Annotated in this window: 12 protein-coding genes; 1 reads left to right on the top strand and 11 read right to left on the bottom strand. The window is 52.3% G+C overall.

The annotated features are described in order from the left end of the window. Window positions 1-33: 33 nt before the first annotated feature. The 3 genes from AC0YNV_RS34500 to speE all read right to left on the bottom strand — a co-directional run bounded on the left by AC0YNV_RS34500 (window position 34) and on the right by speE (window position 2,366). Window positions 34-543 (bottom strand): DNA-deoxyinosine glycosylase, encoded by a 510-nt coding sequence (locus AC0YNV_RS34500; protein ID WP_475772081.1) that lies wholly within the window; start codon window positions 541-543, stop codon window positions 34-36. Between the two features lie 104 nt (window positions 544-647). Beyond that, on the bottom strand, window positions 648-1,517 hold the full coding sequence (gene speB / locus AC0YNV_RS34495) for an agmatinase (protein WP_210046174.1): 870 nt from the start codon (window positions 1,515-1,517) through the stop codon (window positions 648-650). A gap of 21 nt (window positions 1,518-1,538) precedes the next feature. Beyond that, the gene (gene speE, locus AC0YNV_RS34490; protein WP_210046175.1) at window positions 1,539-2,366 is read right to left on the bottom strand and encodes a polyamine aminopropyltransferase; all 828 of its coding nucleotides are present in this window, start codon (window positions 2,364-2,366) and stop codon (window positions 1,539-1,541) included. 329 nt (window positions 2,367-2,695) lie between these two features. On the opposite strand from speE, the gene AC0YNV_RS34485 reads away from it, so the two are divergent. Beyond that, on the top strand, window positions 2,696-4,720 hold the full coding sequence (locus AC0YNV_RS34485; RefSeq protein WP_475772107.1) for a transglycosylase domain-containing protein: 2,025 nt from the start codon (window positions 2,696-2,698) through the stop codon (window positions 4,718-4,720). Window positions 4,721-5,534: 814 nt separating this feature from the next. On the opposite strand, the gene AC0YNV_RS34480 is transcribed toward AC0YNV_RS34485, so the two are convergent. The 8 genes from AC0YNV_RS34480 to AC0YNV_RS34445 all read right to left on the bottom strand — a co-directional run bounded on the left by AC0YNV_RS34480 (window position 5,535) and on the right by AC0YNV_RS34445 (window position 15,912). After that, a complete protein-coding gene (locus AC0YNV_RS34480; protein ID WP_475772080.1) occupies window positions 5,535-6,848 on the bottom strand; it encodes a CehA/McbA family metallohydrolase in 1,314 nt (437 codons plus the stop codon). A gap of 16 nt (window positions 6,849-6,864) precedes the next feature. Further along, on the bottom strand, window positions 6,865-7,737 hold the full coding sequence (locus AC0YNV_RS34475) for a carbohydrate ABC transporter permease (RefSeq protein ID WP_210046178.1): 873 nt from the start codon (window positions 7,735-7,737) through the stop codon (window positions 6,865-6,867). A 3-nt stretch (window positions 7,738-7,740) separates the two neighbouring features. Beyond that, the gene (locus AC0YNV_RS34470; protein ID WP_210046179.1) at window positions 7,741-8,616 is read right to left on the bottom strand and encodes an ABC transporter permease subunit; all 876 of its coding nucleotides are present in this window, start codon (window positions 8,614-8,616) and stop codon (window positions 7,741-7,743) included. A 58-nt stretch (window positions 8,617-8,674) separates the two neighbouring features. Next, window positions 8,675-10,135 (bottom strand): extracellular solute-binding protein, encoded by a 1,461-nt coding sequence (locus AC0YNV_RS34465; protein WP_475772079.1) that lies wholly within the window; start codon window positions 10,133-10,135, stop codon window positions 8,675-8,677. A gap of 103 nt (window positions 10,136-10,238) precedes the next feature. After that, a complete protein-coding gene (locus AC0YNV_RS34460) occupies window positions 10,239-11,270 on the bottom strand; it encodes a LacI family DNA-binding transcriptional regulator (protein WP_475772078.1) in 1,032 nt (343 codons plus the stop codon). 382 nt (window positions 11,271-11,652) lie between these two features. Then, window positions 11,653-12,165, bottom strand: coding sequence for a general stress protein (locus AC0YNV_RS34455; protein WP_210046182.1), 513 nt, complete (start codon window positions 12,163-12,165; stop codon window positions 11,653-11,655). A gap of 206 nt (window positions 12,166-12,371) precedes the next feature. Beyond that, a complete protein-coding gene (locus AC0YNV_RS34450; protein WP_475772077.1) occupies window positions 12,372-13,964 on the bottom strand; it encodes an S-layer homology domain-containing protein in 1,593 nt (530 codons plus the stop codon). Between the two features lie 1,402 nt (window positions 13,965-15,366). Continuing rightward, window positions 15,367-15,912 (bottom strand): YwhD family protein, encoded by a 546-nt coding sequence (locus tag AC0YNV_RS34445; protein ID WP_475772076.1) that lies wholly within the window; start codon window positions 15,910-15,912, stop codon window positions 15,367-15,369. Between the last annotated feature and the right edge of the window lie 179 nt (window positions 15,913-16,091).

The following is a 16,091-nucleotide window of genomic DNA, read 5'->3' as shown; positions in this document are numbered from 1 at the left end:
AACAGCCTGCTGCGTTCTCATATTCGGCATCTGTCATGGCATCCGCATATAATCTGCGATGGGCCGCCACGCTTCAATTCTGTCCTCCGTCGTCCGCATCCGGGCTGTCGGGATCGGACTTGTGGACGGCAGGCGCAGCAGGCTCACTCTGTCGTTCATGGCATGCCCGGCAAAATGCTTCTTGTACGTGTCATATGATTTGTTTCCGTTGAATGCGAGCGCGCGGATAGCGGGATATTCGGCCAGCAGCCCCGGCAAATCATTGGGAACGGCTTCGCGGATGCTGGAATCCAGACTGCCCTCACGCTCGCAGGCTGCGATCACATCCCACAGCGCAACGCCACGCTCCTGCGCAAAAGCCAACCGCTGCCCATAATCCTCGGCAACCGCAAGCCCCGCCAAACCATACAGCACCGGCCAGAAATGATTGCGCGGATGGCCGTAATACTGATGCTTCGCCAGCGAAGCGGTGCCCGGCATACTGCCCAGCACCAGCAATGTCGATTGCCCGTCAATAATAGGCGGAAACGATTGAACCTCCATTCACACACCTCCACTTTTGCATCTGAAGCATCTGAATACAAAAACAACCGATAGCCGGGTTCAATACCGGAATATCGGCTGCAATGGCAAGCTTATAAAAGAATCTACTTAATAAACCCGAGCAGCATCTCGCGGATCACTTTCGCCGCCACGATCTGGGTTTGTTCGGTCGGATCATACGCCGGGGCTACCTCTACGAGGTCGCAGCCCACAATGTTAATGCCCGCGCGCGCGATGGCATGTACGGATTCAATCAGTTCCTTCGACGTGATGCCGCCCGCTTCCGCGGTACCGGTACCCGGCGCGCAGGAAGGGTCAAGCACATCGATGTCGATCGTCAGGTAGACCGGACGGCCCGCAAGCTCAGGCAGCACCTTCTTAAGCGGTTCAAGCACCTCGAACGGATGGAAATTGATGTTCTCGCGGGCAAACTGCCATTCCTCGCGCGAGCCTGAGCGGATACCGAATTGATAGATATTTTTGCCGCCGATCAGGCCAGCCGCCTTGCGCAGCGGAGTCGAGTGGGACAGCGGCTCTCCTTCATACTGCTCGCGAAGGTCGGCATGCGCATCGAAATGAATGATTGCAAGGTCCGGATATTTGGCATAAACCTCCTGAAAGATCGGCCAGGATACGAGATGCTCGCCGCCAAGGCCGACCGGCATCTTGCCGTCCTTCAGCACATCGCGAACGAATTCGCCAATGATATCAAGGGAACGTGCCGCATTGCCGAACGGCAGCAGCAGATCGCCCGCATCGAAGTATTCGATATCCTCCAGACTGCGGTCCAGATAAGGGCTGTATTCCTCCAGGCCTACGGATACCTCGCGGATGCGCGGCGGTCCAAAACGCGAGCCAGGGCGGAACGAAACGGTAAAGTCCATCGGCATGCCGTAGATAACAGCCTTGGAAGCGGCGTAATCCTCGGAGCTGAGAATGAACACATTGCCGGAATATTTTTGATCCAGTTTCATATGGTTGATATCCTCTCTGCCCTACTTAATAAGGTCTTCCACGAATCTAGGCAGTACAAAAGCCGCTTTGTGCAGGCGCGGGGTGTAATATTTGGTGTCGATTTCCGGAATTGCGGACTCGTCCACCTCAAGAGGATCGTATTTTTTGCTGCCCATTGTAAAGGTCCACAAACCGCTCGGATAAGTCGGCACATTCGCCCAATATACGCGGACGATCGGGAATACTTCCTTCACATCGCGGTTGACGCTTTCGATCAGATCCGCTTTGAACCAAGGGTTATCCGTTTGTGCAACGAAAATGCCGTCTTCCTTGAGCGCATCGTAGATGCCTTGGTAGAAGCCGCGGGTAAACAGGTTGACAGCCGGACCAACCGGCTCGGTGGAATCCACCATAATGACGTCATATGCGTTCTTGTGATCATGAATATGCATGAATCCGTCGTTCACGATAACCTCTACACGGGGGTTGTCCAGCTCGCCTGCAATGTTAGGCAGGTATTTCTTCGAATATTCAATAACCTTGCCGTCAATATCGACCAGTACAGCCTTCTCCACTTTCGGATGCTTCATGATCTCGCGGATTACGCCGCCGTCTCCGCCGCCGACTACCAGCACATTTTTAGGATTGGGATGCGTAAACAGCGCAGGATGCGCAACCATTTCGTGATAAACGAACTCGTCCCTGTCTGTTGTCATGACCATGCCATCCAGAACGAGCATCGTGCCGAATTCTTCGGTTTCGATCATGTCCAGCTTCTGGAAGTCGGTTTGCTCGCTTACATAGGTTTCTTTTATTTTCGCGGTAATGCCATAGGTTTCGGTTTGTTTCTCGGTGTACCACAATTCCATATTGGTTGTCCCTACCTTCATTTTATATACAGGCTCAAATGATAACCTCATGGTTCATACGGCCATTCTACCTCGTCAATGGTTCAATCTGTATTATAGTAGAACCCCGCGAAAATGCAACCTTTGCAGCAGCCCCTCACAAAAAATTAATGTGACATTTGCCGATTGATGAATAGCCCGTCCTACTAATTTCCATACTAAGGGAAGAAGAAGACATTGGCTTCGCATAAACGGTTTCACACAAGGGGACCACTAGGATGAAAATAACAGGTTCAGGGCAGGGTGGAGCAAAGCGCCGACTGCCCTTTCGTATTCGCCTCGAAAAATGGATGCCGCTGCTGCGCCGCGTAAAACGCCTCTTCATCTATGCGGGCGCAGCGTTCGCGCTGCTGTTGGTCGCGGCCTTCGCCTTCCTGTTCTATTTGCGCACGCAGGCGCTGCCCGTCTCCTCCATCAGCCAGACCTCGCAGATGCTGGACCTGCAGGGCAATGTGATCGATACCTTCCACGCGGAGGAGAACAGGCAGTCCGTTCCGCTTAAATCCATATCGCCCTATCTGATTGAATCGACATTGGCGATCGAGGATCAGCGGTTCTATGACCATCTCGGCTTCGATATCAGAGGAATGGCCCGCGCGGCTGTCGTCAATATTGAGCATTTGAAAGCCAAACAGGGGGCCAGCACGCTTACCCAGCAGCTTGCCCGCAATCTGTATTTGTCCCATGAGCGGACATGGTCGCGCAAGCTGAAGGAAGCGATGTATACGGTTCAACTGGAAATGACCTATTCCAAGGACGAGATTCTTTCGCTTTATTTGAATCAGATTTATTACGGTCACGGCGCTTATGGAGCGGAAGCCGCAGCGCAGCTGTATTACGGCAAGCATGCTTCCGCGCTGACGCTTGCGGAGAGCGCCATGCTTGCGGGCATTCCGAAGGGGCCGAAATATTATTCGCCCTACAGCGATATGAAGAATGCCAAGGACCGGCAGAAGACGATTCTGGGCACGATGGTCGATCAAGGCATCATCACGCGCACCATTGCGGACAAGGCCGGGGCCGAGGTGCTGAAATTTCAGCCATTGGGCACAAGCAAGCAGGATGGAACCGCGCCGTATTTCCGCGATTATGTTCATCTGGTTGCCGTTGACAAGCTGGGGATTGACGAGCGGCTGCTGAGCGAGGGCGGTATCCGCATCTTTACAACGCTCGATGGGGATGCCCAGCGGGCGGCCGAGGACGCCGTCGCGGCAGGTATTCCCGCAACCTCAGAGCAGCAGGCAGCGCTGGTATCCATTGATCCTAGGAACGGCTATATCAAGGCGATGGTCGGCGGCCGCGATTACAAAACCAATCAATTCAACCGCGCTTTCGCCAATACGCGCCAGCCCGGGTCCTCCTTCAAGCCGGTGCTGTATCTGACGGCGCTTCAGGAGGGGGCCATGACGCCGGTGTCACGGTTCAAAAGCGCGCCGACGGTCTTTACCTACGATGAAGGACGTAAAACCTACGCCCCGAGCAACTATAACGACAAGTACACCGGCGACTTTATTGATATGCGGCAGGCGATCGCCAGCTCCGACAATATCTATGCCGTGAACACCATTATGGCTGTGGGACCGGAGAAGGTTATTGCGATGGCACGGCGGCTGGGGATCGACAGCCCTATGCAGCCTCTCCCTTCGCTGGCGTTGGGCACCTTTCCAATTAGCCCCTTCGAGATGGCTTCGGCCTTTGGCACCTTTGCCAATGCCGGCGTCCACGTGGAGCCGACGGCGATCCTGCGCATCGAGGACAGCAAGGGCGAGGTGCTGTATCAGGCCAAGCCGGAGTCCGCGCAGGTGGTCTCCCCGGCGCAGACGTATGTGCTGACCAGTCTGATGGAGAGCGTCTTTGACACTGGCGGCACAGGGAGCCGTGTCGCGGCAATGATCAAGCGGCCCGTCGCGGGCAAGACGGGAACAACGGCGACCGATGCCTGGCTGGTCGGCTATACGCCGGAGCTTGCCACCGCCGTCTGGGTCGGCTACGACAAGGACCGCAAGCTTACCACGGCTGAAGCGCACCGCGCCGCGCCGATCTTCGCCTCCTATACGGAGAAGGCTCTTGAAGCCGTGCCGCCCAAGCTGTTTCCGATGCCAAGCGGCGTCGTGTCTGTCTATATCGATCCCACCAGCGGCAAGCTTGCCGCGAACTCCTGTGCCAACAAGCGGCTGGAGACCTTCGTCAGCGGCACCCAGCCGACTGAGGTATGCGGCGACCACGGGGATACCGCTCCTGCAGCAGCCGGCGACGGCGCGGCGCATGAAGAGACCTCGTGGTGGAAGCAGCTTAAGCGCTGGTGGACGGATTAGGATTAGCCTGGAGGGAGCTTCCCGAGAGGTCAATCCTAGATGGTTGCCGTCGTTCCTGGGGATGGCGGCACAACGCGAAGATCCAGGGTAGTTCTCAAAGGGACGAGCGTATTGCAGCAAGGTTTTTCCGGCTTCCAAGGCCGACTTCCGGAGCTGCGGTCCGTGTACGCGGGATTTTCCTTGCTGCGAGAGATCGTTGGAGCCCTGTGGGTGTATTACCGGCACTGCAGCAAGGTTTTTCCAGATTCCAAGGCCGATTTCCGGAGCTGCGGTTCGTGTAGGCGGGATTTTCCTTGCTGCAGCTGCGGTTTGGGTTTTCCGGGTAATAGGTCAGCAACGCAGCTATTTATCTGAGAACATAAGCAATGGAAAGTCTATTGAGAACTGCCATCGCTGCCGTTTAGATGAATGCTGCCGACAAGTCGGCTGACCAAGAAATAATTTGGAAGCTGAGCTGCAAATCACCCGAAAAATATTTCAAAGGTTCTACTAGCTGACTCCATCATCTACCGGCGCTCACAGGCTTCCAAGAGTATAGGCAAAATTTGTACCGGTGAATATTCAAAAAAGGTCACCTGCCAAAGGAGACCTTCTTCATGTTCAGGAGCAGCGAAGCGGGCGGGAGCATGCAGTAACCTATAAATCGAACGGTCAGAACATACTTTGCAGGAAAACTGCCATTGCGGGAAGCCTGCTTCGGAAGCAACTGTCCGCCGTCCCGTGTCAGCGGAATCTCCGCCATTACAGAATACCCGTATTCAAGGATCAAGCGACAATAACGATTAAAGAGCGCAGCCGGTTGTCAACCGGAGTTTTAGATGCTTCTGCCAATATAGATTGGGTTGGTCAAACATGTCATAACCGTGCGTTCCATTTCCTTAATATAACGTCTGGACTCCACCCGGTAGAATAAACGGTCAGCCGATCCCTCGAAGGAGAAAACAGCCTTTTCATCATCCGTCGTCCATTCGGCCTCCACGCCGCGGTCGGACCAGAGACTGATCCGGTCTCCCTGCAGCTTGCTGGCTTCAATAAGCAGCGGCACAGCTGCCGCAGGACTTACCGGGGCAATCGTATCGCCGATGCCCTGCATGCCCGATGACAATGTGATGAAGCTGTCATCCGGATCAGCGGACAGCACTACGCGGCCCTTGCGTATGCCATTCAGCAAGCCCTCTACTGTCTCCGACTCGGTCCAGATCGAGGACACCGGTCTGCCGTGCATGACGAAGCGCTCGGCGCGATGCGTATCGCTGCCGCCAAGCGCCACAATCCGCTCTCCCCTGCTGAGCTGCTCCTGCCACCACCGTACAGCCGTTTCGTTCAGCTCTCGCCATGGCCCATTCCATACTTCGATGGCATCATAAGGAACATCGAAGCCAAGCTCCCAAGGGCAGAGATCGCAGAACGGATGGTTCAGGGATACGAACGCGCCCTTATCGCGCGCCTTCCAAAGCTCCGAAGCAGCGGCATCCGGCGTCAGAACGCGAAAATCGCCAAGCGCATCAAGCTGGCCGAACAGATTGGCATGCCCTCTGTAGCTTGTCAGCTCTACGCCTGGAATCAAGAGCAGGCGGTCGTCATTGGCGAGCGTGAAGCGGTTCTGCGATGCCGTATTATGATCCGTCAGAGCGATAAATTCAAGGCCGCGCTGGGCGCACAGCTCGATCGTCTCGGCAGCGGTATAGCTGCCATCGCTGTGAATGGTGTGCATATGCAAATCACCCTTCATCCATCGGCTGTAGGCGGGCACAGCGGTTATTTCCACCGTGACTCTGCAGCCCGCCTCCGGCACGCGGTACGCTCCAAGCAGTACCGCCCACGTTCCGGCAGGCAGCGGCCCCGCCAAATAACCGGGTGTCGCTTTCTCCACACCGACGAAGAAGGAATCACGCGCGCCTCCGCTCCAGCCCACAATCCGCTCCGGTGATTTCAAGCCGATATCGACAACGGAACCAGCGGAACGGTTATCATAGTGGTAACGGATTTCTATCCGTTCAAACCGCTCATTTGCCACCTCGAAGGGAACCTCTATATAAGTCTGCTCCTCTTCCTTCGTGATAAACCGTTCTTGAATCAAATGAAGGGTTCCCGGCTGCGCTTCATGCTGCGTGAATAATTTTGCCACTATAACCTCTCCTCCTTTATTCCTTGTTCGCTCCAAGCATAATGCCCTTCATGAAATATTTCTGCACAAACGGGTAAACCGCGAGCAGCGGAATAATGCTGATCAGAATGCCCGCCATCCGCACATTGGTCGTCACCAGATAATTGCTGGAAACGGAGCTGGTATCGATAATCATCGATTTCAGCGCCACTTGAAGCGTATATTTCATATTGTCATTAATGAACATGACCGCAGGGGTGAACATATTCCAGCGTCCAACGAATTCGAAGAGAGTGACCGTAGCGAGGCCTGCCGTGGCAAGGCGCATATACATCGTCAGAAAAATACGGAATTCCCCGGCGCCGTCGATCTTGGCCGATTCGGACATCTCATAGGGAACATTCATAAAGAAATTACGCATAAGCAGGATGGAGAAGCCGGACACGAGGCCCGACAAAACCAGTACAGACAACGTATTAATCAGATGCAAATCCTTGTTCACGACATACAGCGGAATCATGACGGCTTCCTGCGGCACCATCATGGTGATCAGAATAAACGTAACCATTACCTTCCGGCCGGGCACATGCGGATGAATCAATACATAGCCCGCAAGCGCCGACAGCAGCACATGCAAAACAGTTCCAACCACGGTAACGATCGCGCTGTTCATCAGCGGCCGCCAAATATCAAGGCTTTTCCAAACTATGGTGAAGCCTTCGACGCTGAATTCTTTCGGAAACAGGATAATGTCCGGCTGCATGGATGCAAGTCCGGAGGAAAACGCCAGCGATATGACGTTCAGGAACGGAATAATCATCGTCAGCATCAGAACAAGCAGAAAAATAATATTCAGCGCGTCAAAGCATTTATTTTTCCAGCCCAGTCGGTCAAATCGTTCTCCATTCATGGTTTACACCTCATCAAAACGCGTTAGTCGGCGGACAATTAATGTGAGCACAAGCGTCATCAGGACAACAAAGAAGCTCGCCGCTGCGGCAGGGCCGATCTTGATATCCAGAATCCCTTTCTGGAAGGTATACATCATCAATACATCAACCTTGGTCGCAATCGACGGGTTGCGCAGAATAAATACCTGATCGAAAATACGCAGAATACCCAATGTGTTGAGCAGAAAAATAACCTTCATCGTGCCGCTCAGCTGGGGCAGGGTCACGTAACAAAGCTGCTGCCACCTGGAAGCCCCGTCCATCCGGGCTGCCTCATACAGTGAGGGACTGATGGAAATGATACCTGCAAGGAACAAAATACAGAAATAGCCCATGTCCTTCCAGGTGGCAAGCACGATCATAATCCAGCGGGCCCAGCTCGACTCCGCCAGGAAATGAATCGGCGCAATGCCGGCCAGCTTGCCAAGCAGCAGATTAACCAGACCGTTATCGGGAGACAGCAGGAAGATCCAGATGCCCCCGACGACGACCCATGAGAGAAGATGAGGAATATAAATAATCAGCTGCGCCATTTTTTTGTACCAGGTTTGCAGCACTTCATTCAAAGATAAAGCGATAATCAGCGGAGCGATGAAGCTGAGCAGCAGAATACCGCCGCCGATGATGATCGTATTCCAGAAAGCCTCCCAGAAGGAGGGGTCAGCCCACACCAGCTTATAATTATCAAAGCCGACGTAGGGCCGAACACCCATCAGTTTATAATCCTGGAAGCTGATCTGCAGCCCTTTGATGAGGGGGTAGTAGCCATACAGAAGAAAGTAGACCACTACCGGCACCATCATGAGATAAAGAGCCCCATATTTTCTGATGTTTCTCATCTCTTTAACACGTCCAATCCTTCAAACCGGCTTTATGATGATTGCGGTGTTATGTCTATCAGTCGATTAATTTTTTGGCTAACAATTCATCGTGCATCTTCTGTACTGCTTCGTCTGCCGGCATTTGACCCGCCATCGCTTTGAGCGCATAATTCTGAATGATTTTCTCCGCGTCCGCCCAGCCCGGCTGCGCCAGCTCAAGCGTCGCATACTGCTTCACAAGATCCTGCGCTTCCTGCACGCCCGGCAGCTTAGGGAAAGCCGGCTTCACATTCTCGTTGTACCAGAACGGCACGCCGTGATCCATGCTGTGCTCCTTGCCCAGATCCGTCAGTGTAACCGTCGATCCTTCCTTCGTATAATCCAGGCCTTCGACGCCAAGGCTGCCAAGCGTAATGCCTTCCTCCGAATTCCAGTACTCCAGGAATTTCTTGGCTGCATCCGGATGCTCGGCATTGCTTGGGATGATCCAGAAATCAGGGTCGCCGCGGCGCATCATGATCGTTCCATCAGGACCGGGAATGCTCGCGATCCCTTTCGCTTCAAATGTTGTGTTCGGATCTTCCTGTTTGCGCAGGTTGTTGAATGTGCCCACCCATGCATCCCAGTAAGTGACCATACCGACACGGTCGGCGAGGAACAGGTTGCGCATTTTACCCGTGTCATTCGTAATGAAGTTCGGATCCATAATGCCTTCCTTGGTCAGCTTCGCGAACCACTCATACATCGGAATTGCCGCTTCTGTCGCATAAGGAATCGTGCGCTTGCCATCCTGCATCACATACCGGTATTTGAGGCCGGCAGCGCTCATGAAAGCTTGAATGTCATAAAGTCCCGACGTGCTGAGTCCATACGTGTCATCCTTGCCGTTGCCATCAGGATCCTTCTCCTTGAAGGCCTTGAGCACGTTATAATATTCATCCAGCGTCTTCGGTTCGGACAGCTTCAGCTTGTCCAGCCAGTCTTTGCGGATAATCGGCATCGTCCCGCCCTGGAACTTGGAGAAAACAGCCACGATTTTGCCGTCTTTATCCTTTAATTGATCCCATTCTGCTGCAGGAATTACCTTCGGATCGGAAAGAACGGGAGACGATGTGACGAAGTCCGTCAGATCGGAGACCACGCCCTGATCGACAAACTCGCTTAATTTACCCAGATCGCTTAGTTCAATCAGATCGTATTTCTCACCGGAGCCCAGCGCCGTCAGCACCTTCTGGTCGTAGTCGCTCGCTGGCTTCTCCAGAGTAGCTTCAATGCCTGTTTGCGCCTTAATGGTTTCTTCGAATTTCACGTTCTCATCCGGCGTTTTGCCGCCAACATTAGCGGTCAGAACACGCAGCTTCATGTCCCCGGCAGGGGGTGTTGTTGAATTGCCGGCTGCACTGTTATTCGCTGCCGCATTTCCGGATGAATTGGAATTGCCGGCGGCGTTATTCGTTGTATTGGCGTTTCCGCAGGCGGAGAGCAGGAGTGTGCTTGCCAGTGCCAGTGCAGAAGCGGTCTTCATTATCTTGTTCATTTTGTTTTTTTCCTCCTAAAAGTCATCTGTTAAACGGAATGGAATATTCTTTATCGCAAAGCATTTAACGAGTCTTTTGTAAGCTTGCATTTAAGCTATCTGTCTATATTGGCTTGCGGGCCGCCGCGCAGGAACCGCGCAGGATCAGCTCTGTTGGCACCAGGACCCTCTTCGCTGTTTTCGTTGGCTTCGTCAGCTGTTCAATGAGCAGGCGGGCCGCTTCGATGCCAAGCTGCTCGGAATGGAGTCTGGCTCCTGTTAAAGGAGGTGAGAATTCCGGGGAAAATACGGAATCATCGCTAAACGCCAATACCGACAGGTCCTCCGGTATGCGCAAATTCAGTTTCTCCGCTGCCTTATAAACGCCAAGCGCCATGACGTCCGTATCGGCGATGACCGCCGTGACGGAAGGAAACTCCTTCAGCTTGGCGAGCGTCATCCGGTAACCGAACTCATAAGATGTAGGCCCTGGCACCGGTATGTTGAGCAGTAATCTTGGTTCGGGAGTGAGTCCCTTCGTACGAAAGGCCGATCTGTATCCAAACTCCCGGTCCTCTGCAACCGTCCGCCCCGGAGCAGCATTGAGGAACAAAATATCCTGGTGCTCCATAGACAACAGGTATTGGGTAACCTGGGCCGCCATGCCTGCATTGTCATTATCCACGTAGCTTACCTGTGCCTCGAAAGAAATCGGCGGACGTCCGACAAGGACAATAGGCACTCCTTCCGCCATTTTATCTTCCACGCGTGTATCTCCAACGGACGGATCAAGTACAATTTCCCCATCCACGGGATTCGACGCGATGTTCTCCAGCTGGCTCGAATAATCCGGAGACAGCGTATTGACTAGCAAGCGGTAGCCGTGTTCGTAGCAAATTCGTAAAACACCATTCAATAAGGACAGGTGAAACTGGCTGAATTTGGCGGATTCCCCCATCATGTTGAGTCCAATAATCCGTGTGGATCGGTTCGCCAGGCTTCTCGCCCAGTAGTTCGGCTTATAATTTAATTCCTTGGCAGCGGCCAGCACCCGCTCGGATACCGCTTTGCTGATGGGCCGTTTCTTGCTGAAGACGTTGGACACAGTCCCTTTTGAAACTCCCGACGCCTTCGCAACATCATCTATTGTCGCCAACCATATCCAGCCTCGCTTTCCCTGCAGCATTCACGCTGTACATGTTTTCTTAACGATGAAGCAGAATAATCTTTCGTTTCGGACTGCTTAAGATTAAACCGGTTTTGTTAGTGGGGTTTCAATTTGAGATGAATTTTATGTAAAGGACCTGAAACTTCTCTTTAAATAGTGGTTTTTTCTTCTATACGAGGGGTTAACGGGTAAAATAAAGGGAAAATAATCATTAAACCGTTTTAATGAAGTGGTGATTTTCCGCATAAAAAATGCCATCTATCCTGCCGCAATAGGGCATAATAGATGGCTTTTATTCAGGTGAAGAAACGAACTTAGCCGCCAGAAGAGCGGCGAATTCCGCTTTTTCACATAATAAGCATAACCGGGATTAACGGCTGTAATTGTTGTACTTGTGGGCATTTAAGGAGTTATGAGTACGGAATGTATCATACGCGCGCAAGTCCCGCTGCGCATCCGAATCGACCATGACGAGGATTTTCCCGCTGTCCACGTAGTCGTTGTACTCCTTCGCCTCGTCCTCCGGAATTCCCAGCCCAATCAGGCCGCCTACGATTCCGCCTGCACCCGCGCCAACGGCCAGACCCGTTAATGTTGCGGCAATTGGGCCAGCCGCGAGGATTGGGCCGATACCCGGAATGGGAATCAGAAACAGCCCCGCCAGGAGTCCGGTCACGCCGCCGACCACGCCGCCCGTAGTGGCTCCCGCTGCAAATCCGGTCTCCGCATTGGTAGCCGTCTCCTCAGAAATCTCCTCCATGACCTCGTTATTTTTGGCTACGATTGAAATATCATCAGAGGAATATCCTTGGCTTTTCAAATCGTCGATCGCTCTTACCGCTTCTTCATGGGTACTGAACACGCCTACAATTTTCTTATCCATGGCTATAACGCCTCCTATTCATTAGTCAACCCTAAATCTGGTAAAACCTTTCTATTTCCAATTACACGGGGTGGCAGGTTTTCAAACAAACACCGCTTTTTTAACAACCAAACAATCGCGCACCTCCAGGATGCCTAAGCGGAGGTGCGCGATTGTTCATGATCGATATTTAAGATAAAACGATTATCTGCAATCCTTGAGAAAAACTAAAGTTTGGCAATCATCTGCGCCGCTTCTGCCCGGGTTGCAGGGCTTTGGGGAGCAAATCTGTTTTCTCCCTGGCCATTGATAAAACCCAGATTATAGGCCGCATCCACATAATCGCTGGCCCATTCGCTGATCGACATCCTGTCGGCGAAGCCAGCGGATTGTACCTTGCTGATAGAGGCACCTGCCGCAATCTCATAGGCTTTCATGAGCATAACAGCCATTTCCTGCCTTGTAACCTGCTCTTCGGGGGCAAAGGCTGTACTGCTTCGGCCATTTACGATACCTGCCTCAGACGCGGCAGCTACCGCATCCGCATACCATTTGGTTGAGGAAACATCCATAAAGCTATTCCCGCCTTGCGCCGCCAGCTTTAACTTCCTCGTCAATAACGCTGCAAATTCCGCACGGGTCACCTTCTGATTCGGAGCAAACAACGTATCGCTGACTCCGTCCAGAACATGCTGAGCGGCCATTTGCCTGATGGCGGGTAATGCCCAGTGGCCTGCGCTTACATCGTCAAAGGACTTATTAAACTCCAGTACAGCATAAGCGCCAAGCTGGTCGGTCTCGATTTCCATATAACCATCCTGCTGCTTGCCTCCGAGATACTCCAGCTCACCGTTATCACCTACGCGATATACGCCGATCAGCTTCAGGTCTGCACCTTCGGCAATCCTCAGCTTAAGCGTCAAAGGTGTATCGAAGCGGGTCAATCTATGCTCTTTGCCATCCTTGGAAATGATGGATAGGTCAAATTTATATGCATTTCCGGCGGGCTGGAGCTTCGTATTCTTCAGGCTCTGCTGCGCTTTGGCAAGCGCCACCTTAGCTGTTTCGGGACTCATTTTATCGTAAATGAAGGAAATTTGAGCGTCCTTCAATTCGTCGGCAGGTACGAGGCTCTTCAGCTTCTCAATGAGCGATCCCGGAATAGCCGCGTTCACATCTTCATTATTGAAGGTCAGCACACTGTCCTTGGACAAATCGGATGCGCAGGCAGGAATCTGCTTCTGCTTGTCCTGCTGTCCGAGGGACACCGTTATTTTGCCCTGCTCTTTTTGCGAGCTGTCCACGATCGGCGCGCATGGTTCCGGCGGGGCTGTAGGAGGCGTTGAAGGTACAGCTCCGAAGCCTCCGCCTCCTCCGCCGAAGCCGCCTCCGCCGTCATTATTCGTGCTTGCCCTTGGAACGGCGGTCACGGATGCTTTGGACGATTCGTTGCCAGCCTTGTCTACAGCGGACAGACCTATGTAATAAGACTTGCCGTTCGCAAGCCCAGTCAGTGTATAAGTTGCCGCTGGAACCGGAATGTTTGTCAACAAGACGTCATCCAGATACACATTATAACCCGCCAGATCCTCCTCCTTATTGGCTGTCCAGTTCAATGCAGCCTGTCCATCGCCCGGAGTCGACTGGAGGTCTGCCGGCTGCGCGGGCGGCGTGGTATCGCCATAAACAATTTTTTTATCCCCATAATTGAAATGATAGGTTGCATTGTTAAGATATCCATAGAAAGCGGCATACAACTGCCCCTCTGTGGTATGAATATCGGGCAGGCCGATTTCATCTCCTGAGCTCGTCGCGGACATTCGTATTGTATACTTCTCCGTAAGGTTTAAAGGGTTTAAGAAATGAAAAGACATAATTTTGTTTTCCGAGGAATCATAGGGATTTGTAAAATTTGTAGCGTAAAAGCTTGAAATTGGAACAAGCTCGCCATCCGACGATACCATTTCAAAATCCGATGCAGATAGGTCCTCAGGGTGGAATGTGAAGTTCACAACATGATATCCAAGCCCTTCAGGCACGTATACCGGAGGTAAAGTAAATGCTAGTTCTGAGCTGTTAAAATGTTCCGGAATACCGCTATCAGGAGCCCCCAACAGCCTGAACGACAGCAGCGAATCGCCGCCTTTTAGAAAAGAGCCCTGGGGCTTATAGTTGAGTAGGGGTTCAAAAAGATTAAAGCTGCTGCCGATTCTGCCTACAGCTGTTGCTCTGGTTGTCGATTCGATTCCATTCAGGTTCACTGTCGCAACTGCATACTCATGATTGACAGCTAATTTGATTTCCGAAAGATCAACAAAAGAAGCACTCACAGAAACAGTCTTTATTAATACATTATTTTCATATATATGGTATCCGCCAACATTAGGGTCTAACACCTGAGACCAGATCAGGACAGCATGACCAGTTCCCAAACTTGTTCCGATACCCGTAAATGTAAGATAAGCAGGCGCCGGGAGGGGTCTGTTGTCAAAAGAGTAAATATTGGATCTGCTCAATGGCGTAACCTTTGTCTGCTCATTATCCGTCACAAACAGACCATATGGGCGCAATCCGCTTCCAATGGTTCCATTAACATTGTAATAATAAGAATTGGAGTTATTACTGGGATAAGCCTGGCTGACTACAGAAGAAATATCCGTGACTATGTTATCCTGACCCATGCTCAATTGGACGCTTTGGTGGTCCGAGACAATCGTTCCGGAAATTTGACCGCTGCTAGAGTCATAAGTGATGTTGATGAAGCTTGCGGCGTATAACAATACCGGGAAGCTTAGGCTGAGCAGCATGCTGGTCAGCAGGATAGCGCATATTCTTCGTACGAATCGATGGTTCAATAAAAGTCCTCCCCAAATATCCCTGATTTTCTCCTCTCCATACTAGGATCTAATCTTCCAAAATACAACAAATAACCTGGCCTTTACAGCTATTTTATATTTATCTATTCACTTGGAACTAAGAGAGTCTTCCTCTGCGGAATCTCCAGCTCAAACACAGCCAGCCGATATTTAACACCATCAGCAGGTTCAATGAAAAGGGAGGGATACCTCAAAGAAGTATCCCCTCGTAACTATACCCCACTATTAATAGAAGAAAAGCAGATCATGCATGTGCTCTCCACGTTCCATAGTCACAGAGCGCGGCGGAACGATACGCGTTGGATAAAAGCCAAGCGATGACGTTCGCCTGCAGCTGCTGCTTCAATTAAGCCAGCCCCTGCTTCAGCTCTTCCGGCGAGCGGTCCCACCACTCTTCATTGTTGGCGATCAGCAATTTGCGCAGCGCAGCCTTCTCCTCGGCTGAAAGCTCGCTCAGCACGAAGCGCCGCTTGATTGCATAGTCCAGATTGTTCACGTGCTGGGCGAGGATCTTCCACCCGCGGCGCGCCTCCGTATCCACGAGCATCGGGCAGGCCGTCGCACCCGCATAATAAGAGCCTTCCTCATTCCGGTCAACCGCTACCCACACAATCCAGCAAAGACGACCGTTCGGTACCGTTTCTTTATCCGGGCTGAACTTGATGCCCTTCTCCACCTTGCTCTTGGCGTGCATGGCGCCTACATCAATATAAGCCTCGCCCTGATCGATAATGACGCATGACACCGCGCTGAGGTCGATCGTTCCCGCCCCGAAACCCCGATGCTCCTTGTTGCTCACCACATTGAGCGAGAGCTGCCTCTTCTCTTTCTTCTCCGGCGCAGGCGCCGCCTGTTCCGGGTTCTTATCCTGTCCTTGATCCTGTTCGGTCATCTGTGGTTCCACTCTCCTTCTCTGCAAGCCCGTATATGCCGCCAGGAAAAAACGGCTGCCGCCGCCCTCTGACGGTTAAGCCAGGTTTCTTCCCTCAGAAATATAAGCAAAGTATGATGAAATCTTATACTTTCTTATATTTTAAAAGCATCGCCCGTTTATTGCTGCGCATGCTCGCC

The sequence above is a fragment of the Paenibacillus sp. JT31N11 genome, assembly GCF_056269285.1.
Note: the sequence above shows the minus strand (reverse complement) of the source record. Positions and strands in the feature narration are given on the sequence as shown.